This window comes from Stutzerimonas kirkiae, from assembly GCF_004327335.1.
Classification (GTDB): domain Bacteria; phylum Pseudomonadota; class Gammaproteobacteria; order Pseudomonadales; family Pseudomonadaceae; genus Stutzerimonas; species Stutzerimonas kirkiae.
This window is the reverse complement of the sequence record NZ_QJUO01000001.1, coordinates 213,988-238,033: the sequence shown is the minus strand read 5'-3', so window position 1 is coordinate 238,033 and position 24,046 is coordinate 213,988. Positions and strand designations below refer to the sequence as shown.

The window sequence follows — 24,046 nt, the reverse complement described above, 5'->3', positions numbered from 1 at the left end:
CATGGGTGGTCGGCAAACTTTCCATTACCGCTCGCCGGGGGTCAAGGGAATAATCCGTGCGCCATGATGCCCGGAGAGAGTGATGATTGCCCTGTACCTGACGTTCGCCGCTGCCGTTGCACTGCTGATCGCATCGCCGGGGCCGGTGGCCATGCTGGTGGTGCACGATGCGCGATACGCCTGGCCATTCTGGACCATCGCCGGCGGGGTGGTGGCGGCCCTGGTACTGATGGGGCTGGCATTGTCGTCGCTGCACCTGGCGCTGGATTTCGATGCGCGGCTGCTGGACTGGGGGCGCGTACTCGGCGGGTTGTACCTGCTCTGGCTCGGCTTCGCCTGCAAGCCCGGGGGGCAAGGCGCGCCGCAGGCCGCGGAGCCGTCGGCGGCCCGGCGCTTCTGGCGCGGGCTGGGCGTGGGGTTGTCGAACCCGAAGGATATCCTGTTCTTCCTCGCCTTCCTGCCGGGCTTTATCCTGCCAGCCGCTCCCTTGCTGCCACAGGCGCTGCTGCTGATGCTGATCTGGGCCTTGCTGGATATCTCGATCATGGCCGCCTATGGCAGTTTCGCCCGGCGCTGGCTGTCGCGGCGCTTCCTGATCGGCACCTTGCCGCGCTATTGCCTGCTGGCGCTGGGGGCGTTTTCGGTCATGATGGGCGTCATGGCGCTGTAGCAGGCTACGGGCGGAATGCCCGTACCTAACGGGTGCGCCGTGCGCACCCTACACAAGCTGGAAAGCGGCATCGTCGCTGGAAATGAATCGATCCGAGCAGAAACACCGCAAGAAGATTATGCAAGGCTATCAGAACAGCCGCGCCAACAAGGCCGTGACGGCGGTTTCCACCCGCAGGATACGCTCGCCCAGTTGTACGGGGGCCAGGCCCGCTTCGGCCAGCTTGTCCACTTCGTAGGGTATCCAGCCGCCTTCCGGGCCGATGGCCAGGGTCACGGGTTGCGCCAGGGCGCGTGGGCAGGCGCCATGGTCGCCGGGGTGGGCGACCAGGCCGAGGCTGCCGCTGGCCAGTTGCGGCAGGCGATCCTCGACGAAGGGTTTGAAGCGCTTCTCGATGATCACTTCCGGTAGCTGTGTGTCGCGCGCCTGCTCCAGGCCGAGGATCAGTTGCTCGCGAATTTCAGCGGGGTGCAGGAAGGGCGTCTGCCAGAAGCTCTTTTCCACCCGGTAGCTGTTGAGCAGCACCAAGCGGGGCACGCCCATGCTGGCCACCGTCTGCAGGATGCGTTTGAGCATCTTCGGCCTGGGCAGCGCCAGCAGCAGGGTGAGCGGCAGTTTGGCCGGTGGCGGCTGGTCGAGCCGGACCTGCAGCTCCGCTTCCGCGGCTTCCAGGCGCAGCAGCCGGGCCTGCCCCATCAGCCCGTCGATGCGGCCGACACGCAGGCTGTCGCCACTCTGCGCCTGGTGCACCTCATGCAGGTGCACCAGGCGCCGGTCGCGCACGATGGCGCGGTCGGCAGCGACGAAGTCGCTGTCTTCCAGCAGCAGCAGGTTCAAGGCAGGGGTGCGGGCGGTTGGTCGCCACTGTGGTCGTCTTCCGCCTGGTCTTCGCCATCCTGTTCGCCACGGCGCTTGCGGATCAGGCTACCGGCCAGGATGCCCAGCTCGAACAGCAGCCACATCGGCACCGCCAGCAGGGTCTGGGAGAAGATGTCCGGTGGCGTCAGCACCATGCCGACGACGAAGCAGCCGATGATCACGTAGGGGCGAATCTTGCGCAGGTAGGCGACATCGACCACGCCGATCCAGATCAGCAGCACCACCGCCACCGGAATCTCGAAGGCGACGCCGAAGGCGAAGAACAGCGTCATCACAAAGTCGAGGTAGCTGCTGATGTCGGTCATCATCGACACTCCCTCCGGCGTCACGCTGGCGAAGAAGTGGAAGATGATCGGGAACACCAGGAAGTAGGCGAAGGCCATGCCGGCGTAGAACAGCAGGATGCTGGAGACCAGCAGCGGGATGGCGATGCGCCGCTCGTGCTTGTACAGCCCCGGGGCGATGAACCCCCAGATCTGGTGCAGGATCACCGGCATGGCGAGGAACAGCGCCACCACCATGGTCAGCTTGAACGGGGTGAGGAAGGGCGAGGCCACGTCAGTGGCGATCATCGTCGCGCCTTCCGGCAGGTACTGGCGCAACGGCGCCGAGACCAGGGTGTAGATATCCTGGGCGAAATAGAACAGCCCGGCGAAGATCAGGAAGATCGCGGCGACACAGCGCAACAGGCGCGTGCGCAGCTCGGCAAGGTGCGAAACCAGGGGCATTTCCTGGTCGCGGTCGGGGTTCGGTTCGCTCATGGGGCTCGGGGTGGTTGCGGCGTTTCGGTGGTGTTCGCGCTGGCGGGCTGCGCTTGCGTGTCCTGTGCCGCTGGTTCGACCGCGGGCTCGGCGGGCTTGACGCCCGCTTGCGGGTCGAGCGCGGCGGTGGTCACCTCCGGCGAACTTTCGGTCGGCTTGTTCGGCGCCAGCGGGTTGAGCGAGTCCAGGCCCTGCTTGAGCTCGCGCTCCAGCGAGAGGATGTTCTCGTTGTGCAGTTGCCGGCGGATCTCGTCGGCCCCCAGCTCGCGCTCCATGTCCTGCTTGATGCTGTTGAAGCTGCGCTTCAGGCGACCGATCCAGAGGCCGGCGGTGCGCGCGGCACCGGGCAGCCGATCGGGACCGAGCACCAGCAGGGCGACCAGGCTGATCAGCAGTATTTCACCGAAGCTGATTCCGAACATGGGTCAGTCCTTGCGCGCAGGCTCTTCGACTTTCTGTGCCTGGGCGTCGATGGTATGCGGCTGTTGCGCGTCGAGGGGCTGTTCGCGCTTTTCCTGGGCGGCCTTCTCGGCTTCCTCGTCGGTGTTCATCGCCTTGCGGAAGCCCTTGATCGACTCGCCGAGGTCGGAGCCGAGGTTTTTCAGTTTCTTGGTACCGAATACCAGCACCACGACGATCAGCAGTACGACCCAGTGTTTCCAGTCAAAAATACCCATTGTGCGAATTCTCCAGGTTATTGGTCGGATTGGCCGCGCGCGGCCTTTTCCGCATGGCCCGACAGGCCGAAGCGGCGTTCCAGTTCAGCGAGGACCGATCGCGGGTGCTGGCCAAGGGCGGCGAGCATGACCATGCTGTGAAACCACAGGTCGGCGGTTTCGTAGATCAGGTCGCTGCTGTCGCCGCTGACGGCGGCATCCTTGGCGGCAAGAATGGTCTCGACCGATTCTTCGCCAACCTTTTCCAGAATCTTGTTCAGTCCCTTGTGATAGAGGCTGGCCACGTAGGAGGTCTCTGCGGCAGCGCCCTTGCGGGCTTCCAGCACTTCGGCCAGACGATCGAGGGTGTCACTCATGCTTGTGCTCCGCATAGATGGCGTGCGGGTCCTTGAGGACCGGGTCGACGATTTTCCAGTCGCCATTCTCGAAGACACGGTAGAAACAGCTCTCGCGACCGGTATGGCAGGCGATGCCGCCCAGTTGCTCGACCAGCAGCACGACCACGTCGGCGTCGCAGTCCAGAAGCAGTTCATGCAGTTTCTGCACATGCCCCGATTCCTCGCCCTTGCGCCAGAGCCTGCCGCGCGAGCGCGACCAGTAGATGGCACGCTGTTCCCGGGCGGTCAGTTGCAGGGACTCGCGGTTCATCCAGGCCATCATCAGGATGCGGCCTGTCTTGTAGTCCTGGGCGATCGCCGGCACCAGGCCGTCTTCGTTCCAGTTGATCTGTTCCAGCCAGCTCATCGGTTCCTCCACTCGGTGGCGCAAGTGTGCCAGTCCTGCCGGGCGCTGGCTATCGGCGTACGACGATGTAGGTTCCCGCCGCCAGCATCAGCCAAGCCGGCCACAGCGCCAGGTCGAGCGGATCGTCGAGGCCGCCGGCCAGCAGTAGCGCCCCAGCGGCCAGCAGGGCCGCACCGATCAGGCGCAGCGGCCAGCCGCGCTGGCGTTCGCGCCAGGGTACGGGGGCATTGCGCGTATGCGGGTTGGACAGGCGTTCGAGCAGGTCGCGGCTCATGCTGGCCAGGTGCGGCAACTGCTCGATCTGCGACTGTACGTTCTTCAGCACCTGGCGCGGGCTCATGCGCTGGCGCATCCAGCGTTCCAGGTAGGGCTGGCCGGTGGTCCACAGGTCCAGTTGCGGGTACAGCTCGCGGCCCAGGCCCTCGATGTTGAGCAGGGTCTTCTGCAACAGCACCAGTTGCGGCTGTACCTCCATATTGAAGCGCCGCGCCACCTGGAACAGGCGCACCAGCAACTGGCCGAAGGAGATGTCCTTCAGCGGCTTCTCGAAGATCGGCTCGCAGACGGTGCGGATCGCCGCCTCGAATTCGTTGACCTTGGTCTGCGCCGGCACCCAGCCGGAGTCGATGTGCAGTTGCGCGACCTTGCGGTAGTCGCGCTTGAAGAAGGCCATCAGGTTGCGCGCCAGGTAGTCCTGGTCTTCCGGCGTCAGGCTGCCGACGATGCCACAGTCCACCGCGATGTACTGCGGGTTCCAGGGCTGCTCGCGGCTGACGAAGATATTGCCGGGGTGCATGTCGGCGTGGAAGAAGCTGTCGCGGAACACCTGGGTGAAGAAGATTTCCACGCCGCGCTCGGCCAGCGCGCGCATATCGGTGTTCTGTGCCGCCAGCGCCGCCATGTCGGTGACCGGGATGCCATAGATGCGCTCCATCACCAGCACCTGCGGGCGGCAGTAGTCCCAGTGCACCTGGGGCACGTAGAGCAGGTCCGAGCCCTCGAAGTTGCGCTTGAGCTGGCTGGAGTTGGCCGCCTCGCGCAGCAGGTCGAGTTCGTCGTAGATGGTGCGCGCGTAGTCTTCCACCACCTCGATCAGGTGCAGGCGGCGCGCCTCGATGGAGGCGCGTTCGGCCGTGCGCGCCAGTAGCAGCAGCCAGGCGATGTCCTGCTGGATGATCGGCTTGAGGTTGGGGCGGATTACCTTGACCACCACTTCCTCGCCGCTGTGCAGGCGTGCCGCATGCACCTGGGCGACAGACGCGGAAGCCAGTGGCTGTTCTTCGAAACGGGCGAACAACTGGCCAACCGGCGCCCCCAGTTGCTGCTCGATCAGCGCCTTGGCGCGGGCCGGCTCGAACGGCGGCACCTTGTCCTGCAGCAGCGCCAGTTCGTCGGCGATGTCCGCCGGCAGCAGGTCGCGGCGGGTCGAGAGCAACTGGCCGAACTTGATGAAGATCGGCCCCAGGCCTTCCAGTGCCAGGCGCAGGCGTGCACCACGGCTCAACTCGCTGGGGCGGCGTGGCAGCCAGCGCCAGGGCAGCAGGTAGCTGCTGGTTCGTAGCCACCAGGGCATGGGCAGGTCGAGGATGATGTCATCCAGGCGGTAGCGGATAACCACCAGCAGGATGCGCAACAGACGACGGATGGCGGCGAACAGCTTCATGCTTGTGGGTCTGTATTCAGGTTGCGGTTGATGCGCTCGACCCGGGCATCGAGGCGGTCGAGGGCAAGCTTCAGCTCATCGAGCTGGTTGAAGCGGCTTTCGGCTTCGTTGCGACCTACCAGGGTGCGCGACTCTTCGGCCAGGTAGTCGGCCAGGTTCTGCCGTAGCGTATCGAAGCTCTGCCCGGCCCACGCGGCCTGGCTGCGCAGGCCGCTGCCGATCCATTGCGTGGCGAGCGGGCCGATCCACTGGCTGAGCGGGTATTCCCAGTCGAGTTCGAGGTCCTGGAGGATGGCCGATAGGGTCATCAGCAGGCCGCTGTCGCCCTCGATGGTGACATCCGGGCCATGCAGCAGCGCATTCTTGTCCCGTTCCAGGGCCAGCTTCAGCAGGGTCGCCGTGGGCGCGTTCAAGCGGCAATCGGCGGGCGCCTCCCAGTGTTCGGCGAGGCACAGCCCCTGCTCGTCGGCCAGCAGGAACAGCGTCCACTGCGGTGCCGAGGCGCGTACCTCGATCACCTTGCCGGCCAGCCTGGCCAGGCGTGGCAGGGCCGTCGCGTCCAGGCGCAGGGCCTGCTCGATGACGCGTTCGGCACTGGCCAGCAGGGCGCTGCGCAGCATCAGGGCTTGATGCCCCGGTGCAGGGCGACGATGCCGCCGGTCATGTTGTGGTAGGTGACGTTCTCGAAACCGGCTTCGCTCATCATGCCCTTGAGGGTTTCCTGGTCCGGGTGCATGCGGATCGACTCGGCCAGGTAGCGGTAGCTCTCGGCATCCTTGGTCACCAGCTTGCCGACCAGCGGCATGACGTTGAACGAATAGGCGTCGTAGGCCTTGGACAGCAGGGCGCTGGACGGCTTGGAGAACTCCAGCACCAGCAGCCGGCCACCGGGCTTGAGCACGCGCAGCATGGAGCGGATGGCCTGGTCCTTGTGCGTCACGTTGCGCAGGCCGAAGGCGATGGTCACCACGTCGAAGTGATTGTCCGGGAAGGGCAGCTTCTCGGCGTCGGCCTGGACGAACTCGATATTGCCGGCCACGCCCTTGTCCAGCAGGCGGTCACGGCCGACCTTGAGCATCGAGGCGTTGATGTCGGCCAGCACCACCTGGCCGCTCGGCCCGACGATGCGCGAGAACTGCCGCGCCAGGTCGCCGGTGCCGCCGGCGATGTCCAGTATGCGGTTGCCATGCCGGGCGCCGGACAGCTCGATGGTGAAGCGCTTCCACAAGCGGTGCATGCCGCCGGAGAGCAGGTCGTTCATCAGGTCGTACTTGGCCGCGACGGAGTGGAATACCTCGGCCACCTTTTCCGCTTTCCGGCTCTCCGGCACGCTCTGGTAGCCGAAATGGGTGGAAGGTTCTGCGTCGTGTTCTTTGCGGGGATCGGTCATGTCACTGTCGCCGGAAGAGTTTCACGGCATTCTAAACCGAAAAGTACCGGCAGGCCCCAAGGCATTTGTATGCGGCCAGCCCGTATTTGCTGGCTGGCGCGCGGGCTCGCCGCACCGGCCGGCTGGCCGGGGAGCACTTGCTGGCCGGGCTCGCGGCAAATATCGAGGTGACTATGGAAAGGACTGTCGGCGCTGTGCCTGAATCATCCGCGGGAATTTCAGTTTCGCGGGCTGTTTCTTGCTGGCGCCGCCGAGAGTAGCTGTGCGGATGCCTGGTGATGGGGCGGGGCCTTCGCCACCAGGGATGGCGGCGAAGAGCTACAGGGATGTATTCACGCGTGCCCCGTCCCGCCACCTGGTATTCGCACAGAAACGTGGATCCCGAGGGACGAAGATGTGTGCATGCGTTAGCCCGCTAGGGGATAAGGGCCCAAGCAGCCGCTTTTCCCCGCAAGCCGTACAAACATGTCGAAAGGCATGGTTCTCAGAGACTCAGGTCGAGTACCACGCGGCCATTGATCTGGCCTTTGTGCATGCGCCCGAAGATTTCGTTGATGTTCTCCAGGCTGTCGCTGCTGACGGTCGCCTTGACCTTGCCTTCACCGGCGAAGTCCAGGGCTTCCTGCAGGTCGAGGCGGGTACCGACGATGGAGCCGCGCACCGTGGTGCCGTTGAGCACCATGTCGAAGATCGACAGCGAGAAGTCTCCCGGTGGCAGGCCGTTGAGGGCGATGGTGCCGCCGCGCCGGGTCATGCCCATGGCTTGCTGGAAGGCGATCGGCGATACTGCCGTGACCAGTGCGCCGTGGGCGCCGCCGATTTCCTTCTTCAGGTAGGCCGCGGGGTCGGTGTTGCGTGCGTTGACCACCACCTCGGCACCGAGCCGGGTGGCCAGGGCCAGTTTGTCGTCGTCCACATCCACCGCCGCCACGTTCAGGCCCATGGCCTTGGCGTATTGCACGGCCACGTGGCCGAGGCCGCCGATACCGGAGATCACCACCCACTGGCCGGGCCGTGTGTCGGTCATCTTCAGGCCCTTGTAGACGGTGACGCCGGCACAGAGGATTGGCGCGATTTCGATGAAATCGACGTTGTCCGGCAGGCGGCCGACGTAGCCGGCATCGGCCAGGGCATATTCGGCGAAGCCGCCGTTGACCGAGTAGCCACCATTCTGCTGGCTCTCGCAAAGCGTTTCCCAACCGCCCAGGCAATGCTCGCAATGGCCACAGGCGGAGTACAGCCAGGGAATGCCGACACGATCGCCTTCCTTGACGTGGGTGACGCCACTGCCGACCGCTACCACATGGCCGACGCCTTCATGGCCGGGGATGAACGGTGGGTTGGGCTTTACCGGCCAGTCGCCCTCGATGGCATGCAGGTCGGTGTGGCAGACGCCGCAGGCGGCGATCTTGACCAGCAGCTCGCCCGGGCCGGGGCGTGGTATCTGTACTTCCTCGATCTGCAGCGGTTGTCCGAATTTCCGTAGTACCGCGGCTTTCATGGTGGTTTCCATGTGACGACTCCCAGGGTGGTGGTTCGAGACGAGGGTTCGAGCGGCCAGAGGCCAATATTGGGACTATAGACGCGATTGGATTGCGTTTGCAGCTTTTAAAAATATGGATACAGTCTCGCAGGGGGTTGTCGCATTGGCCCCGTATCGGCCGAGGTAGAGCGCTTCCGGCTTTCCCGGGCGCAGTGGCAGGAGCTTGCGCCGCAGTAGATACGGACGGGTGGCGAGGGGGAGCCGATGGTCTCCCCCGGGTGGTGGCGACAGCCTGCGCCGGCTCAGCCCTCGATTTCCACCAGTACTTCGCCGGGCGTGACGCGGTCGCCCTTGGCCACATGCACGGCCTTGACGGTGCCCCCGATGGGCGCCTGGACCTCGCTTTCCATCTTCATCGCCTCGGTGACCAGCACCGGCTGGCCGGCTTTGACGCTGTCGCCGACCTGCACCAGCACATCGACGATATTGCCTGGCATGCTGGTGCTGACATCACCCGGTGCGCTGGCCTGTTTGCGTTTGTCGCCGGCACCGCCGACGAAGTCGTTGAGCGGCTCGACCACCACCTCTTCCGGTACGCCGTCGATGGAGATATAGAAGTTGCGCTTGCCCTCGCCCTTGATGCCGACGCCGGTGATATCGACCCGGTAGCTCTCGCCATGCACGTCGATGACGAACTCGGTCGCCACGCCCTGGCCGGCGGCTGGCTGTGCCTGGCCGTCGGGAATGGGCAGCAGCGCTTCCGGAACCAGCGTGCCGGCTTCGCGTTCTTCGAGGAACTTGCGCCCGATATCGGGGAACATGGCGTAGGTCAGTACGTCTTCTTCCGACTTGGCCAGGCCGCCGATTTCCGTGCGCAGTTTGTCCAGCTCCGGCGGAATCAGGTCGGCGGGGCGCACCTCGATGATTTCCTCGCCGCCGATGGCCTGCAGTTGCAGCTTCTTGTCGATCTTGCCCGGTGCCTTGCCGTAGCGGCCTTGCAGGTAGTATTTCACTTCGGTGGTGATGGTCTTGTAGCGCTCGCCGGCGAGCACGTTGAACACCGCCTGGGTGCCGACGATCTGCGAGGTGGGGGTGACCAGCGGCGGGAAGCCGAGGTCTTCGCGCACCCGCGGGATCTCGGCGAAGACTTCGTTGATGCGGTTCAGGGCGCCCTGTTCCTTCAACTGGTTGGCCAGGTTGGACATCATGCCGCCTGGCACCTGGTTGACCTGCACGCGGGTGTCCACAGCGGTGAACTCGCTTTCGAACTGGTGGTACTTCTTGCGGATGGCATAGAAGTACAGGCCGATTTCCTGCAGCAGTTCCAGGTCCAGGCCGGTGTCGTACTCGGTGCCGCGCAGCGCCGCGACCATCGACTCGGTGCCGGGGTGGCTGGTGCCCCAGGCGAAGCTGGAAATGGCGGTGTCGATATGCCCGGCGCCGTTCTCGATGGCCTTGAGCTGGCACATGCTGGCGACACCGGCGGTGTCGTGGGAGTGGATGAACACCGGCAAGCCGATTTCCGCCTTCAGGGCGCGCACCAGGTCACCGGTGGCGTAGGGGGTGAGCAGGCCGGCCATGTCCTTGATGGCGATGGAGTCGACGCCCAGGTCGCGCATGGTCCGCGCCTGTTTGACGAACGCCTCGACGGTGTGCACCGGGCTGGTGGTGTAGCAGATGGTGCCCTGGGCATGCTTGCCGCTTTTCTTCACCGCGCGGATGGCGGTTTCCAGGTTGCGCACGTCGTTCATCGCATCGAAGATGCGGAATACGTCGATGCCTTTTTCGGCGGCCTTGGCGACGAAGGCTTCCACCACGTCGTCGCTGTAGTGGCGGTAACCGAGCAGGTTCTGCCCGCGCAGCAGCATCTGCAGGCGGGTGTTGGGCAAGGCTTCGCGCAGCTTGCGCAGGCGTTCCCAGGGGTCTTCCTTGAGGAAGCGTACACAGGCGTCGAAGGTTGCGCCGCCCCAGACTTCCAGCGACCAGTAGCCGACGCGGTCGAGTTTGTCGCAGATCGGCAGCATGTCTTCCAGGCGCATGCGGGTGGCGATCAGCGACTGGTGGGCATCACGCAGGATGGTGTCGGTGACGGCGATTTTTTGGTGGCTCATTGGAATTCTCCCTTGGAGCGGCAAGCTTCAAGCTTCAAGCCGCAAGTCAAAGCCGATCCGCTTCTACTTGCCGCTTGAGGCTTGAAGCTTGCCACTGCTTTAAAGGCCGGCATGCGCGGCGATGGCGACGGCGATGGCCAGGGCCAGTTCGCCCGGCTTGCGTTTGATCGAGTAGTTCAGCAGTTGCGGATGTTCATCGACGAAGCTGGTATTGAAGCGGCCGCTACGGAAGTCCGAGTTGGCGAGGATCTGCTGGTAGTAGGTGGCCGTGGTCTTGACCCCCTGCACGCGCATGTCGTCCAGTGCACGGGAGCCCCGTGCCAGGGCCTCTTCCCAGGTCAGCGCCCAGACCACCAGCTTCAGGCACATGGAGTCGTAGTAGGGCGGAATGGTGTAGCCGGTGTAGATCGCCGTGTCGGTGCGCACGCCGGGGCCGCCGGGGGCGTAGTAGCGGGTGATCTTGCCGAAGCAGGGCAGGAAGTTGTTGCGCGGGTCCTCGGCGTTGATACGGAACTGCAGCGAGTAGCCACGGTACTGGATGTCTTCCTGCTTGACCGACAGCTCCAGGCCCGAGGCGATGCGGATCTGCTCGCGGACGATGTCGATGCCGGTGATTTCCTCGGTGATGGTGTGCTCCACCTGTACCCGGGTGTTCATCTCCATGAAGTACACCTCGCCATCGGCGAGCAGAAATTCCACGGTGCCGGCGTTTTCGTAGCCGACCGCCTGGGCCGCGCGGACCGCCAGGTCGCCGACGTAGGCGCGCTGCTCGGGGGTGAGCTGCGGGCTGGGAGCGATCTCGATGAGCTTCTGGTTGCGGCGCTGGATCGAGCAGTCCCGCTCGTACAGGTGCACGGTGTTGCCGAAGCTGTCGGCGAGTATCTGCGCTTCTATGTGCTTGGGATTGACGATGCACTTTTCCAGGAATACTTCGGCGGAGCCGAACGCTTTGGTCGCCTCGGAAATCACCCGTGGGTAGGCCTGCTCCAGCTCATCACGGCTGTTGCAGCGGCGGATACCGCGGCCGCCGCCGCCGGAGGTGGCCTTGAGCATCACCGGGTAGCCGATGCGATCACCTTCGCGCAGCGCCTCGGCGAGGTCGGCGACATTGCCTTCGGTGCCGGGCGTGACCGGCACGCCGGCCTTGATCATGCTGCGACGGGCTTCGGTCTTGTCGCCCATGCGACGGATCACTTCGGCGGACGGGCCGACGAAGCGGACCCCGCGTTCGGCGCAGATTTCCGCCAGCTCGGCGTTTTCGGAAAGAAAGCCATAGCCCGGATGCAAGGCATCGCAACCGCTTTCCACTGCCAGGTTGACCAGCTTGCGTGGGTTCAGGTAACCGGCCAGCGGGTCTTCACCGATGCAGTGGGCCTCGTCGGCACGCTTGACGTGCAGGGCATGACGGTCCGCTTCTGAGTAGACCGCCACCGAGCGCACACCCATCTCGGCGCAGGCACGCACGATACGGACGGCGATTTCCCCTCGGTTGGCGATCAGCAGCTTCTTGATCACGTTGTCGTCCTCGGATCAGTGAGCGGGTGACCCGTACTTCGGGCCGATGGTTCATACGCCGGGTTGGCGTCGGGTTTTTACCCTACTCCCGAGGGGCTGATTATAGAAAATGAATAATTGTTTGATTATGGATAAGTAAAAACTTATATATTCGCGAATCCCGCTTGCCAGAGGGCCTGTGGGGGTATCGAAAAGAGGTGTGAAGATGCGGAAAAGCCTGATGCGCATTACCTTGCGGCAGTTGCAGGTATTCCGCGCCGTGTGTGAAAGCCGCTCCTACAGCCGTGCCGCCGAGCAGATGGCGCTGACCCAGCCGGCCGTCAGCCTGCAGATCCGCCAATTGGAAGAGTTGATCGGCCAGCCGCTGTTCGAATACGTGGGCAAGAAGCTCTACCTGACCGAGGCCGCCGAGGCGCTGCTGCGGGCCAGCGGCGATATCTTCGACCGGCTGGAAAGCCTGGATATGCAGCTCTCGGACCTGCAGGGTTCATTGCAGGGGCAGCTCGACCTGTGCGTGGAGTCCAGTGCGAAATATTTCATTCCACATCTGTTCGCCGCGTTTCGCCGCAGATACCCCGATGTCAGCCTGAACCTGACGGTGGTCAATCATGCCCAGGCGGTGCGCCGGCTGAGCCTGAGCCGTGACGACCTGCTGATCATGAGCCAGGTGCCGCAGGACATGGCGCTGGAGTTCATGCCCTTCCTCAATAACCCGATCGTGGCGGTGGCTTCGCTGGAGCACCCGTTGTGCGATGAGGGAGAGCTGCATTTGCAGGATCTGACCGCTTACCCATTGCTGGTCCGCGAGAAAGGCTCGGGCACGCGCCGTGCCTGCGAGGAATACTGTCACCAGCAGCGTGCGCATTTTCCCCAGACACTGGAGATCGGCTCGCTGGACGCCCAGCGCGAGGCGGTGGCCGCCGGCCTCGGGCTGGCATTGTTGCCGCGTCACGCGGTGCACCTGGAACTGCGCCATGGCCTGTTGCGCGAGTTGCCGGTCGCCGAACTGCCGTTGTACCGCAGTTGGTGTGTCGTGCATGTGCGAGGCAAGCGCCTGAGTCCGGTGGCCCAGGCGTTCTTCGGTTTCATCCGCGAAGAGCGCGCGCAGATCAGTGCACTGGCTACGCGCTTTTCCGGTACTGCCCGGTTGCCTGAGGCAGGAATTCCGACTTGAAAATATCATCGAAATCGCTGATCTCACGGCTCAACCGTTGCCGCTCGCAATAGTCTTCGATGGCCCGGCGGAACCGCATGCGTTGCAGGTCTTCCTGTTGGCGGCGGGTCCGGCGGTCATGGGCGAATGATTGGGACTGGCTGGTGGACATGGAATGTTCTCCGCAATGAAGAGCTTCCACTGTGGCGGTGGGGTATGACCGGCTGATGACAGGTTTTTTGCAGATCGGTGCAGAGTCTTCCCGTTTCGGCACCGTTCATCGCAAGTCTTTGTCGACAGCCAGGTAGCGTGCCATCCCGGCTACCCCTGCGGGCCGTCGTTGTTGCGGCGTCAAAAATTGCGCCTGGCAATTTTTTGAGAGTAGATTGCGGTTTTTATGTGTCGTGGCGTACAGAATGGCGCCCATGGTTTTCCCTTTTCCTTCATTTTCGAGTCCATTTCCAGTGAATATCCGTACCTCCCTGGCCGGCCTGTTGTTGTGCTGCGTGGCTGCAGCGTCCCCCGTTTGCATGGCGGCGCCCGCGCCGGTGCCCCAGGAGCTGGCGTCTTCCAGTGCGCTTCTGGTGGACCTGAGCAGTGGCAAGGTGCTCTACGCCAGCCAGCCTGACCTGGTGGTGCCGATCGCTTCGGTGACCAAGCTGATGACGGCGATGGTGGCGCTGGATGCCGGCTTGCCGCTCGATGAGCAACTGCCGGTCACCATCCGCGATGCCAGGGAAATGCAGGGCGTGTTTTCACGGGTGCGGATCGGTAGCGAGATCAGCCGGCGCGACATGCTGCTGCTGACGCTGATGTCTTCCGAAAACCGTGCGGCGGCCAGCCTGGCCCACCATTATCCCGGTGGCTACGATGCCTTTATCGCGGCGATGAATGCCAAGGCGCGCGCACTGGGCATGAGTCAGACGCGCTATGTCGAACCGACCGGGCTGTCCAGTCGCAACGTCTCCAGCGCCAATGATCTGGTGCGCCTGCTCGGGGCGTCACGGCAATATCCGCTGATCGAGCAGCTCAGCACCAGCGATGAAAAGACCGTGGCCTTCCGCAAGCCCAACTACACACTGGGCTTTCGCAACACCAATGGCCTGGTGCGCAAGGCGGACTGGAACATTCAACTGACCAAGACCGGTTTCACCAACGATGCCGGGCATTGCCTGGTGATGCGCACCGTGATGGGCGGCAAGCCGGTGGCGTTCGTGGTGTTGGACGCCTTTGGCAAATACACCCATATGGCCGATGCCAATCGCCTGAAAAAGTGGGTGGAAACCGGCAAGGTGACGCCAGTGCCCGTCGCGGCCCTGAGCTACAAGAAGCAGCGGCAGCAACAGCGAGCGCAGCAGATGAGTGCATCGGCGGGCAAGCTGGCCCCATGATGGAGCCCCATGCCAGCGGCGCGCCGGGTGCTGTGTGGGCCGTGGCGTTGGCGCATTAATTGCGTGTTCGGGTCGCCCTGCTCAGATTTTTCTTGATCTAAGCCGGAATTTAGTTATTCACTAAAAAACTTAGAATCATGCCTTGCAAGGTGTCCGGCACGGATATTGGGGGCAGTCATAAGTCGGAAGCGGAATTTCCGTAGAGTGCCATTCGCACCGGATGACGACTCGTCGCTTGCGAGTGCATGCGGCGCACCCTACAACGGCTTCAAGCTTATGGCTGCTTTACCCGGCAAGCCTGGCCGCCAGAGGAAACCTGATGGAACACAATATTTCACTCATCACCACCCTGGCCGGGGGGTTCGGCCTGGCGCTGGTCTTCGGCTTCATTGCCGAGAAGCTGAAGCTGCCAGCGCTGATCGGCTACCTCTGCGCCGGTATCCTGCTTGGCCCGTCGACGCCGGGCTTCGTCGCGGATATCGAGCTGGCTTCGCAGCTTTCCGAGATCGGTGTGATGCTGCTGATGTTCGGGGTCGGCCTGCACTTTTCCCTGAACGATCTGCTGGCGGTGAAGAAGATCGCCGTGCCCGGCGCGGTGGTGCAGATGGGCCTGGCGACGGCCCTGGGCCTGGGTATCGCCATGTGGTGGGGCTGGAGCTTCGGTGCGGGGCTGATCTTCGGTCTTTCATTGTCCTGCGCCAGTACCGTGGTGCTGCTCAAGGCGCTCGAATCCAGGGGCATTCTCGACTCGATGAATGGCCGTATCGCGGTCGGCTGGCTGGTGGTGGAGGACCTGGCGACGGTGCTGGTGCTGGTGTTGCTGCCGCCGCTGGCCGGCGTACTGGGTGGCAACGTGCAGCCGGAAGCCGAAGCGCATCCGCTGTGGTACACCCTGGGCAAGACCCTGTTGCTGGTGGCCGGCTTCGTCGTGGTGATGCTGGTGGCCGGTCGGCGCCTGCTGCCCTGGCTGCTGCTGCAGGTGGCCAAGACCGGTTCGCGCGAGCTGTTCACCCTGTCGGTGATCGCCGCGGCCATCAGTATCGCCTATGGCGCGGCGGCGCTGTTCCATGTGTCCTTCGCGCTCGGCGCCTTCTTCGCCGGCATGGTGATGCGCGAGTCCGACCTCAGCCACCGGGCGGCGGAGGAATCCCTGCCGTTGCGCGATGCGTTCGCGGTGCTGTTCTTCGTTTCGGTCGGCATGCTGTTCGACCCGCTGGTGTTGATCGAGGAGCCGCTGCATGTGCTGGCGGTGGTCGGCATCATCGTGGTCGGCAAGACCCTGGCGGCCGCCGTGCTGGTGCTGGCGCTGCGCTATCCGCTGAACACCTCGCTGACCGTGGCGGCGAGCCTGGCGCAGATCGGCGAGTTCTCCTTCATCCTGGCCGGCCTGGGCATTTCCCTGGGACTGATGCCGCAGGAAGGCCTCAGCCTGGTGCTGGCGGGGGCGCTGATCTCGATTGCACTCAACCCGGCGGTATTCGGCCTGATCAAGCCCTTCAAGGAACTGGCGCTGCGCCGCTCCTCCTTCGCACGCAAGCTGGAACAGCGTGAAGACCACCTTGCGGTACTGCCGATGAGCACCGAGCGCAAGTATCTGCAAGGCCAGGTCGTGGTGGTCGGCTATGGCCGCGTGGGGCGCCGCATCACGCGCACCCTGAGCGAGAACAATATCCCCTTCGTGGTGGTCGAGCAGAATCGTGAACGCGTCGAGCGCATCCGCGCCGAGGGCATCCCGGCGGTCAGCGGTGACTCCGCGGCGCCGGAAACGCTGATCCAGGCGCACATCGCCGATGCGGCGATGCTGGTGATCGCCACGCCCGACCCGATGAACGTGCTGCCGATGGTGGAAACGGCGCGGGCGCTGAACCCGGATATCGAAGTCGTCATCCGTACCCACAGTCCCGATGCGGTGGAAATCTTCCGCAAGGAAGGGCTTGGCCAGGTGTTCTTCGACGAAGAGGAACTGGCACGCGGCATGAAGGCGCATATCCTGTCCAAGTTCGCTCCCGCCGGGGTTTCCGAGCCGCACGGGCACGCCCATCACTGAACCGTCCGCCGGAGCAATTCGCTTGCCGAGTGTCACTCGCTTCATGGCATTATGCCTGCAGGGCTGATTCGTAATGATAGGAGGCCTGATGTCAGCGGAGTGCGGCGATGCAGGCCCCGGCGGGGCGGTGGCGGAGCGGCTGGTCGTCCTGGGTGATGACTGCGCCTCCCTGGCGCTGCTTGCGGATTCCGCCCTTTCGGCTATGCCAGGGCTGGTGCTGGTGCGCAGCCTCGGCCTGGAGCAGTTACCGCTACCAGTCGGCGGTGGCGATATCCTGCTGGCGTCGCTTGGCTGGATGGAAGGCTTGGCACCGCCTCTGCGCGATGAGCTGTCGCGCCATGGGCGAGCCTGCGCACTGTGGATAGCCTTCAGCGGTGCCGACAGCCGTGTCGCGCAGCAGCTTCACTGGCAGGCACGGGGCGTCGCCTGTTGCTTTCCGCAGCCACGCAGCGTGCAGGAAATGACGCTTCTGGTCAGCGCGCTGCGCTCCCGGGGAGGCGCCGGCTCCGGTGACCAGGCGTTGCGCGATAGCGAGGCGCGCTACCGCTTCTTCCTGGACAACGTCGAGGAAGGCGTGGTGGTCTGCGAACGGGGCATCATCGTCGATGCCAGCGACCGCTGGCTGGAGCTGTTCCGCTGCCGTCGCGAGCAGGGCATCGGCCAGCCGGTGATGGACTTCACCGGGCCGGCGGCGGTGCCGATGGCCCTGCAACTGATTGACGAGAAATGGTCCGAGCCCTACGAATCGGAGATGCTCAGGAAGGACGGCAGTACCTTTCCGGCCATCGTGCGCGGCCGTGACCAGCAGTTCGGCGGCCGCGAATTGCGCCTGACCACCATTCTCGACATCACCCGGCAGAAGGAGACCGAGCGGGCGCTCAAGGTAGCCAAGGCCGAGGCCGAGCGCGCCAACCACGCCAAGTCCGAATTCCTCTCCAGCATGAGCCATGAGTTGCGCACGCCAATGAACGCCATACTCGGTTTCGCGCAGATCATGGAGTTCGACGAAGCACTCGGCGCCGACCATCTCGACAACGTTCACGAGATACTCAAGGCCGGCCACCACCTGCTCGGCTTGATCAACGAAGTGCTCGACCTGGCGCGTATCGAGTCGGGCAACGTGTCGATGTCGATCGAGGCGGTGGACCTGTCGGGGCTGGTGCGCGAGTGCCGGCAACTGGTGCAGCCGCTGGCGGAGAGCCGCAATATCGCCCTGTGCCTGGATATGCCGCAGCAGGTCATCGTCAGTGCCGATCATATGCGCCTCAAGCAGGCGCTGCTGAACCTGCTGTCGAACGCCATCAAGTACAACCGCGAGGGCGGTGAGGTGCGCCTCGAGCTGGAGCATGTCGGGCAATGGCTGAATTTCGCCGTGGTCGACACTGGCGAGGGTATCGGCGCCGAGCGGCTGGGCGAGCTGTTCCAGCCGTTCAACAGGCTTGGCGCCGAGCGTGGCGTGGTGGAAGGCACCGGCATTGGCCTGATCATCACCCGCAAGCTGATCGAAGCCATGGGCGGGCGCATCGGCGTGCGAAGCGAGCCCGGCCGTGGCAGCCGTTTCTGGATCGAGCTGCCGCTGTCGCTGTCCCGTCAGCCGCTGGAACAGGCCATGGCCGCCGCGAAGGCCAGCCCGCTGGCGGAGATGGTCGGGCAGGGGCGGCACTATATCCTCTACATCGACGACAACCCGGTGAACCTCAAGCTGGTGACGCAGATACTCGACAAGCTGCGGCATATCAATCTGGTGACCATGCATGCGCCGGAAATGGGTATCGAGTTCGCACTCGCGCACCTTCCCGACCTGATCCTGCTGGACATCAACCTGCCCGGCATGGACGGCTATCGGGTGCTGGAGGTGTTCAAATCGTACCCACAACTGCGGCAGGTGCCGGTGATCGCCGTCTCGGCCAATGCCATGCCGCGCGATATCGATCGCGGCATGGCGGCGGGATTTTCCGACTACCTGACCAAGCCGCTCGATATTGGCCGTTTCCTGGCCAGTATCGACGGCTACCTGCGACCTGACGGAGCGAGAGGCAGGCAATGATGCGAGCACATGACGAGTCACGCATTCTTATCGTCGATGATGAGCCGGCCAACCTCAAGCTGCTGGAGAAGTTGCTGGCCAGCGAGGGTTACTACCGGCTCGACAGCGTCCAGGACCCGCGCCATGTGGTGCGTCACTACCTGGATGCCCGTCCGGACCTGATCCTGCTCGACATCAATATGCCGTACCTGGACGGCTACCAGGTCATGGCACAACTACGGGCGCTGCATGACCCGCTGTTGCCACCGGTCATCATCCTGACCGCCGAGCATGGCCGTGACCGCCTGCTCAAGGCGTTGGCCAGCGGCGCCAGGGACTACATCAGCAAGCCGTTCGACCGTAGCGAACTGCTCATGCGGGTGCGCAACCTGCTCGACGCCCATCTCGCCCAGCGCCTGCTGCATGAACAGAAGGAAGTGCTCGAAGGCATGGTGCGGCTGCGCACCCGGGAACTGCTCGAGACCCGCCTACAGGTCGTGCGGCGGCTTGGCCGCGCGGCCGAATACCGTGATAACGAGACTGGCCGGCACATCATCCGCATGAGCCGCACCAGCGCGTTGCTGGCGCATCACCTGGGCTGGAGTGAGGGCGAGATCGAGCTGATGCTGCACGCCAGCCCGATGCATGACCTCGGCAAGATCGGCATTCCCGACGCGATCCTGCTCAAGCCCGGCCCGCTCGATGCCGACGAGTGGGCGATCATGCGCCAGCATCCGGTCATCGGCGCGGAACTGCTCGCCGGCGACGACTCCAGGCTGATGACCCTGGCGCGCGAGATCGCCCTGAGCCACCACGAGAAATGGGATGGCAGCGGCTACCCACGGGGCCTGGCCGGCGAGCACATTCCCCAGTCAGGGCGCATCGCCGCTGTGGCCGACGTATTCGATGCCCTGGTTTCGGTTCGCCCCTACAAGCCGGCCTGGCCCCGCGAGGAGGCGATTGCCTATCTCCAGCAACTGGCCGGCAAGCACCTCGACCCACGGGTGGTGGAGGTCTTCATGCGGCACCTGCCCGAGGTCCTGGCGATCCAGGACAGGTATCGCGATCCGCTGGAAGGCGCCTGAGTCGTCTCGTGCGCCCTTTCCTGCCGCAGGGTGCGCCATGCGTACCGGCTTCCCCGCCTTGAGGATTAAGGCGGGTTCTCAGATCCAGCCCAGCCAGCGCCACCAGGTCGCGGCGAACAGCAGCATCAGCAGGTAGCCGGCCAGGGTCAGCCAGATACCGGTACGCAGGAACTGCTTGGAGGTGAAGGTATCGGTGGCGATACACACCATGTTCTGCGGCGCGTTGATCGGCAGCAGGAAGCCGAAGCTCATGACGAAGCCCAGCAGCATGCTCATGCCCAGCGGCTTGATATCGCCGCCCAGGTGCTGCAACAGCGCGATCATGATCGGCAGCATGGCCGAGGTCAGCGCGGTGGCGCTGGCGAAGCCCAGGTGGATCAGGATCAGGAACAGCCCGAGCACGGCGAACACCCAGAACGGCGACATGCCTTCCATTCCGAGATGAATCACCATCAGCTTGGCCAGCCAGCCGCCGGCGCCGGTGGACAGCACGGCGGTGCCGAGGCTGATGCCCACGCCGAAGACGATCACCGTGCCCCATGGGATGCGCGCCTGGGCTTCCTTCCAGCCCATGACACCGATGCCTGGCATCATCAGCAGCGCCAGGCCGACCATGGTGGTGGACGCGGTATCGAAGCTGTGCAACTTGCCCTCGGTGGCCCAGAACGCCAGCAGGGTCAGGCTGATGGCCAGCAGGCGGCGTTCGTTGCCGGTCATCGGTCCGAGTTCCGACAGGGCCTTGCGCACCGCTTCCTTGCCGCCTTCGATGCGATCCATCTCGGGCGGCATGACCTTGAGGACCACCCAGTAGAGGATGCCGGACATCACCAGGCTCCAGGGCGCACCGGCGATCAGCCAGTCCATCCATGTCACCGACTCGCCGAGCAGCTTCTGCATGAAGCCGACGCTGAGCAGGTTCTGCGCCGCCGAAGTCTGGATGCCGACGTTCCAGATGCTGGTGGCCTGCGCCACCAGGATCATGATGCCGCCAGCGAATGCCGAGCGCTTGTCGACGCCGAAGGCGGCGATGATGCCCATCATGATCGGCACCATGCAGGCCACCCGTGCCGTGGCGCTGGGCACGATGAAACTGAGCAGGATGGTCACCACCGTGGCACCGATCAGCACCCGGTGGGTGCTGGCGCCGACCTTGGACAGGGTGGCCAGGGCGATACGCTTGTCCAGGCCGGTATGGGTCATGGCGGCTGCGATGAAAAGGGCCGAGGCCACCAGCGCCAGGGCAGAGTTGGCGAAGCCGGCCAGGCCCATGGCCAGGGCGTCCTTGGTGCCGATCAACTGGGTCGGGTCGGCGATCTTCGGCGCGCTGCCGAGCAGGAACGCCATCAGCGCCATGATGATGATGGCGCTGACCTCGTAGGACACCGATTCGCTGATCCAGACGATCACCGCGAAGGCGAGGATCGCCAGCATGCGCTGGCCGGCCACCGGCAGGTCGCTCTGCTCGGGCAGCAGCAGGATGGCGACCGCCGCCAGCAGGCCGACCAGCAGCCCCCAGGGCAGGCGTAACACAAGGGGTTTGGCTGTATTCGCTGTATTCATGGGCAAGGCTCACACAAGGCAAAAGTCGACTCTAGCGGGTTGTCCACAGAGTGCCATTGAGATAGATCAGCAATCGCTCTGGCCCATACCTTGAGTCGCGTGGCGCTGAGGGTACTCCAGGTCAGTGGGGGTAGATGACAGGCGTACGAGCTTGCCGAAGTTCTCAATGAGAGAAATTTACCTGTCCGTTTTTCTTCGGACGTGAAGTTTGTTGCAGGACTGTGAACGGGCTCACGGAAATGCATGATGGTTCTCGTTAGAGTTCGTTCGATCCGCCATCGTCCGGGATATCCCGTATGCCCAACGCGCCCCTACTCGACCCTAAACTCGACCTGGTTTTCAAGAGACTCTTCACCGATTTGCCCGATTCGCTGCTGGACTTGATCAACGCTGTGCGCAGTGACCAGCCGCCCGTCGTCGATGTGCAGATACTCAATCCACAGATATTGCCCGAGGACCTGACCGGCAAGTTCATTGTCCTCGATATCCTCGCCCGCGATGTGCATGGGCAACTGTTCAATATCGAGATGCAGGCACGCAATCACGATGGCTGGCCATCACGCGTGGTTTATTACCTGGCGCGCAACCTGGGCCGCCAGTTGCAAGCTGGCGATGACTACAGCCAGTTGCAGCCAGTGATCGGCATCCACTTGATGGATTTCGAACTATTCGACGACGAGCGGGCCTGCTGGCAATTCGAACTGTGCGACCGTCGCCGGCCCTCGGTGGTTTTCGACCGCAGCCTGCAGTTGTATCTGGTCGAGCTGCCCAAGGCCGACCGTCTGCATTCCCAAGCGGGTGGCGCTCTGGCAGACTGGATCGCCTACCTCGAGCACTGGCAGGAGGAAAGTGTCATGCAAGAGATCGAACGCCCCGCCATCCGTAAGGCCCACCAGCAGTTGCAGGCGTTGTCCGGCGACGAACTGGTCCGCCACCAGGCGCTGGTCCGCGAACGCGCCCTGTATGCCGAACGAACCGTCGTAGCTGCCGCCGAAGCGAGAGGCAAGGCAGAGGGCAAGACGGAAGGCTTGCGTAGTGCACTATATAACCTCCTGCAACTCAAGTTCGGTGCCTTGCCCATGGCCATCGAGCAGCGTCTGATGACTGCCTGCGAAGATGAGTTGACGGGCTGGATTGGCCGGGTCCTGTCTGCCGAGACACTGGAGCAGGTGTTCGAGGGCGGAGAAGTCGCTCCGAAACGGTAGGATGGGCCGAGGCGCGTAGCGACGATACCCTCCGATCGGTGCCGATGGGTATCGCTTTGTGCTCAACCTATCCTATGTATGGATTCCCCAGCGAGGCCATCGCGTTAAGGGTTGAGGATCGGTTGCGGTTCGTTCCTTCGGTGGTAGCGCTATTTTTCAGTGAGGTGCCAGTGATGCTGGTTGCCTCCAGTGTCAGCCCCTTGTCGCGCATGATCAGGGTAAAGCTGCCATTGCCCAGCTCGACCGCCTGCAGGTCGCTACCGGCCAGTAACTGTTGCAGGCCCTGTTGCAGGCTGTGGTTGCCTTGCAGGCCCGGGCTGCGCTGCTGGTTGGCAGTACCGGGCTGGAAGGAGATGTTGCTGCCGGTGATGCTGGCGAAGTGGGCGATGGCCGCTTCCAGTGGCCCGACTGGGATATCGAAGCGGTACCGGGCGCTGTCATCCTGTGCCCAGGCAGGGCTGGTGGCCAGGCTGGTGGCGAGGACGGTGCCGCTCATGGCGCCGATCAGGGCGAGGTGGATGGCGGCGGGCAGGCGCCGTTTTCTGGGGCTGTGGTCGTTCATGGGTTCTCCGGATGACAGTTGGCTTGCTGGGCGCTGTGTGCGCCTCTAACTACCAAGTCGAACGAGAATCGAAATCGACAACGCCCTGGACGATTATTTTCTGTCCGACCGGGCTGGCCGGTGCATGGCCTGGCGAATCTGCGGGTAGATCGGTAGCGGCGATCATGGTTTCGTCCATTGCCCGGGTGCCGCTTCCACCCGGGTCCAGTAGCGGCTGAAGCGGCGGATACGGATCGGCAGGGTATGGCTCAGGTTGTCGAGTACGGTATCGCTGTCCGCCAACTGGAAGGCGCCGGAAATACGCAGCTCGGCCACTTCCGGGGCGTAGCCCAGGTAGCCGGGGCGATGGCGGGACAGTTCGTCGAGGAAGTCGCCCAGGCGCCAGTCGCTGGCGATCAGTTGGCCGTGTGTCCAGGCGTCGCGGTGGGCCGGGAGGGGTTCGACGGGGTGGCTGTACTGGCGGTCGAAGCGCAGGCGCTGGCCTGTTTCGACACGGATGGCATATCCGCTACCTGCCGGGCGCGCCTCGACCGCGTGTTGCAACACATCCAGGGGTGGTCAGGCCGTCCTCGCTGCGCACCAGGAAGCGCGTGCCGAGGGCGCGCAGGGTGCCTTGCGGGGTCTGGACGAGGAAGGGCCGGCCGGCCGGGTCCGTGGCGGTTTCGATGCAGATTTCCCCGCTATGCAGGTACAGCTCGCGCAGGCTGGCGCTGTAGCGCAGGTCGAGGGCGCTGGCGCTGTTCAGTTGCAGCCGGCTGCCATCTTCCAACTGCCGTTGCAGGCGCTGGCCCACGCCGGTGTGCAGGTCGGCCAGGCGCCGTTGTACCGGGGGGCTGTAGACGCCCAGGCTGGCCGCGCCGCCGGTGGCCAGCAGCAAGGCCAGGATCTTGAGTGTGGCGCGGCGTTTCTCGCGGGCGCTGTCCAGGGCGGGGCGGGCGATCGCGGGAGGCAGGTTGCCCAGTTTGTCCTGCAGCTTTTTCACCCGTTCCCAGGCTTGCCGGTGCCGTGGGTCGCTGTGCAGCCATCGTTCATGGGCCTGCCGGGTCCGCGGGTCGGGCGATTGCAGGTACAGCTCGACATACCACTGCGCGGCGCTTTCCAGGATCTTCAGGTTGGCGGCCATG

At 64.1% G+C, this 24,046-nt stretch carries 24 protein-coding genes; 7 read left to right on the top strand and 17 right to left on the bottom strand.

Annotated features, from left to right (window positions below):
* Positions 1 to 82: 82 nt before the first annotated feature.
* Positions 83 to 670 (top strand): LysE family transporter, encoded by a 588-nt coding sequence (locus DNJ95_RS01065; RefSeq protein WP_131182873.1) that lies wholly within the window; start codon positions 83 to 85, stop codon positions 668 to 670.
* Positions 671 to 799: 129 nt separating this feature from the next.
* Here DNJ95_RS01065 and DNJ95_RS01060 read toward each other — a convergent pair whose 3' ends face one another.
* From DNJ95_RS01060 to DNJ95_RS01005, 12 genes are all read right to left on the bottom strand, one after another.
* Positions 800 to 1,507 carry a 16S rRNA (uracil(1498)-N(3))-methyltransferase gene (locus DNJ95_RS01060; RefSeq protein WP_131182872.1) on the bottom strand — a complete coding sequence of 236 codons (708 nt, stop codon included), beginning with the start codon at positions 1,505 to 1,507 and terminating at the stop codon, positions 800 to 802.
* The gene (gene tatC / locus DNJ95_RS01055; RefSeq protein WP_131182871.1) at positions 1,504 to 2,310 is read right to left on the bottom strand and encodes a twin-arginine translocase subunit TatC; all 807 of its coding nucleotides are present in this window, start codon (positions 2,308 to 2,310) and stop codon (positions 1,504 to 1,506) included. Before tatC ends, DNJ95_RS01060 begins: the two co-directional genes overlap by 4 nt.
* On the bottom strand, positions 2,307 to 2,732 hold the full coding sequence (tatB, locus tag DNJ95_RS01050) for a Sec-independent protein translocase protein TatB (RefSeq protein WP_131182870.1): 426 nt from the start codon (positions 2,730 to 2,732) through the stop codon (positions 2,307 to 2,309). Before tatB ends, tatC begins: the two co-directional genes overlap by 4 nt.
* Before the next feature lie 3 nt (positions 2,733 to 2,735).
* On the bottom strand, positions 2,736 to 2,987 hold the full coding sequence (locus DNJ95_RS01045) for a twin-arginine translocase TatA/TatE family subunit (protein ID WP_131182869.1): 252 nt from the start codon (positions 2,985 to 2,987) through the stop codon (positions 2,736 to 2,738).
* 17 nt (positions 2,988 to 3,004) lie between these two features.
* Positions 3,005 to 3,343, bottom strand: coding sequence for a phosphoribosyl-ATP diphosphatase (locus DNJ95_RS01040; protein ID WP_131182868.1), 339 nt, complete (start codon positions 3,341 to 3,343; stop codon positions 3,005 to 3,007).
* Entirely contained in the window at positions 3,336 to 3,731 is a 396-nt protein-coding gene (gene hisI / locus DNJ95_RS01035) for a phosphoribosyl-AMP cyclohydrolase (protein WP_131182867.1), read from the bottom strand. Before hisI ends, DNJ95_RS01040 begins: the two co-directional genes overlap by 8 nt.
* A 49-nt stretch (positions 3,732 to 3,780) precedes the next feature.
* Positions 3,781 to 5,394, bottom strand: coding sequence for a ubiquinone biosynthesis regulatory protein kinase UbiB (gene ubiB / locus DNJ95_RS01030; RefSeq protein WP_131182866.1), 1,614 nt, complete (start codon positions 5,392 to 5,394; stop codon positions 3,781 to 3,783).
* On the bottom strand, positions 5,391 to 6,014 hold the full coding sequence (locus tag DNJ95_RS01025) for a ubiquinone biosynthesis accessory factor UbiJ (protein WP_131182865.1): 624 nt from the start codon (positions 6,012 to 6,014) through the stop codon (positions 5,391 to 5,393). Before DNJ95_RS01025 ends, ubiB begins: the two co-directional genes overlap by 4 nt.
* Positions 6,014 to 6,784, bottom strand: a complete 771-nt coding sequence (gene ubiE, locus DNJ95_RS01020; protein WP_131182864.1) for a bifunctional demethylmenaquinone methyltransferase/2-methoxy-6-polyprenyl-1,4-benzoquinol methylase UbiE — start codon at positions 6,782 to 6,784, stop codon at positions 6,014 to 6,016. Before ubiE ends, DNJ95_RS01025 begins: the two co-directional genes overlap by 1 nt.
* A gap of 484 nt (positions 6,785 to 7,268) precedes the next feature.
* Positions 7,269 to 8,297: an alcohol dehydrogenase AdhP gene (gene adhP, locus DNJ95_RS01015; RefSeq protein WP_131182863.1), complete on the bottom strand. Its 1,029-nt coding sequence runs from the start codon at positions 8,295 to 8,297 to the stop codon at positions 7,269 to 7,271.
* A gap of 272 nt (positions 8,298 to 8,569) precedes the next feature.
* Entirely contained in the window at positions 8,570 to 10,378 is a 1,809-nt protein-coding gene (gene oadA / locus DNJ95_RS01010; protein ID WP_131182862.1) for a sodium-extruding oxaloacetate decarboxylase subunit alpha, read from the bottom strand.
* Positions 10,379 to 10,477: 99 nt separating this feature from the next.
* Entirely contained in the window at positions 10,478 to 11,893 is a 1,416-nt protein-coding gene (locus tag DNJ95_RS01005; protein ID WP_131182861.1) for an acetyl-CoA carboxylase biotin carboxylase subunit, read from the bottom strand.
* A 205-nt stretch (positions 11,894 to 12,098) separates the two neighbouring features.
* Here DNJ95_RS01005 and DNJ95_RS01000 point away from each other — a divergent pair, with 205 nt between their 5' ends.
* Positions 12,099 to 13,067 carry a LysR family transcriptional regulator gene (locus tag DNJ95_RS01000; protein WP_131182860.1) on the top strand — a complete coding sequence of 323 codons (969 nt, stop codon included), beginning with the start codon at positions 12,099 to 12,101 and terminating at the stop codon, positions 13,065 to 13,067.
* On the opposite strand, the gene DNJ95_RS19390 is transcribed toward DNJ95_RS01000, so the two are convergent.
* The gene (locus tag DNJ95_RS19390; RefSeq protein WP_131182859.1) at positions 13,015 to 13,218 is read right to left on the bottom strand and encodes a PA3496 family putative envelope integrity protein; all 204 of its coding nucleotides are present in this window, start codon (positions 13,216 to 13,218) and stop codon (positions 13,015 to 13,017) included. The genes DNJ95_RS01000 and DNJ95_RS19390 overlap by 53 nt on opposite strands.
* Positions 13,219 to 13,510: 292 nt before the next feature.
* On the opposite strand from DNJ95_RS19390, the gene pbpG reads away from it, so the two are divergent.
* From pbpG to DNJ95_RS00975, 4 genes are all read left to right on the top strand, one after another.
* Positions 13,511 to 14,437 (top strand): D-alanyl-D-alanine endopeptidase, encoded by a 927-nt coding sequence (pbpG, locus tag DNJ95_RS00990; protein WP_131182858.1) that lies wholly within the window; start codon positions 13,511 to 13,513, stop codon positions 14,435 to 14,437.
* 319 nt (positions 14,438 to 14,756) lie between these two features.
* Positions 14,757 to 16,484, top strand: a complete 1,728-nt coding sequence (locus tag DNJ95_RS00985) for a cation:proton antiporter domain-containing protein (protein WP_131182857.1) — start codon at positions 14,757 to 14,759, stop codon at positions 16,482 to 16,484.
* Between the two features lie 88 nt (positions 16,485 to 16,572).
* Positions 16,573 to 18,531 (top strand): hybrid sensor histidine kinase/response regulator, encoded by a 1,959-nt coding sequence (locus DNJ95_RS00980; protein WP_165491553.1) that lies wholly within the window; start codon positions 16,573 to 16,575, stop codon positions 18,529 to 18,531.
* Positions 18,528 to 19,595, top strand: a complete 1,068-nt coding sequence (locus DNJ95_RS00975) for an HD domain-containing phosphohydrolase (protein WP_131182855.1) — start codon at positions 18,528 to 18,530, stop codon at positions 19,593 to 19,595. Before DNJ95_RS00980 ends, DNJ95_RS00975 begins: the two co-directional genes overlap by 4 nt.
* A 78-nt stretch (positions 19,596 to 19,673) precedes the next feature.
* On the opposite strand, the gene DNJ95_RS00970 is transcribed toward DNJ95_RS00975, so the two are convergent.
* Positions 19,674 to 21,155, bottom strand: a complete 1,482-nt coding sequence (locus DNJ95_RS00970) for a DASS family sodium-coupled anion symporter (RefSeq protein WP_131182854.1) — start codon at positions 21,153 to 21,155, stop codon at positions 19,674 to 19,676.
* Between the two features lie 296 nt (positions 21,156 to 21,451).
* On the opposite strand from DNJ95_RS00970, the gene DNJ95_RS00965 reads away from it, so the two are divergent.
* Complete coding sequence (locus DNJ95_RS00965) at positions 21,452 to 22,360, top strand: Rpn family recombination-promoting nuclease/putative transposase (protein WP_131182853.1); 909 nt, start codon at positions 21,452 to 21,454, stop codon at positions 22,358 to 22,360.
* Between the two features lie 67 nt (positions 22,361 to 22,427).
* Here DNJ95_RS00965 and DNJ95_RS00960 read toward each other — a convergent pair whose 3' ends face one another.
* The 3 genes from DNJ95_RS00960 to DNJ95_RS19380 form a co-directional block, all read right to left on the bottom strand.
* Positions 22,428 to 22,922, bottom strand: coding sequence for a secretin and TonB N-terminal domain-containing protein (locus DNJ95_RS00960; RefSeq protein WP_131182852.1), 495 nt, complete (start codon positions 22,920 to 22,922; stop codon positions 22,428 to 22,430).
* A 162-nt stretch (positions 22,923 to 23,084) separates the two neighbouring features.
* Positions 23,085 to 23,465: a FecR family protein gene (locus DNJ95_RS19385; RefSeq protein WP_242671864.1), complete on the bottom strand. Its 381-nt coding sequence runs from the start codon at positions 23,463 to 23,465 to the stop codon at positions 23,085 to 23,087.
* The gene (locus DNJ95_RS19380) at positions 23,431 to 24,045 is read right to left on the bottom strand and encodes a FecR domain-containing protein (RefSeq protein WP_242671865.1); all 615 of its coding nucleotides are present in this window, start codon (positions 24,043 to 24,045) and stop codon (positions 23,431 to 23,433) included. The genes DNJ95_RS19385 and DNJ95_RS19380 overlap by 35 nt, the downstream gene beginning before the upstream one ends.
* Position 24,046 lies beyond the last annotated feature (1 nt).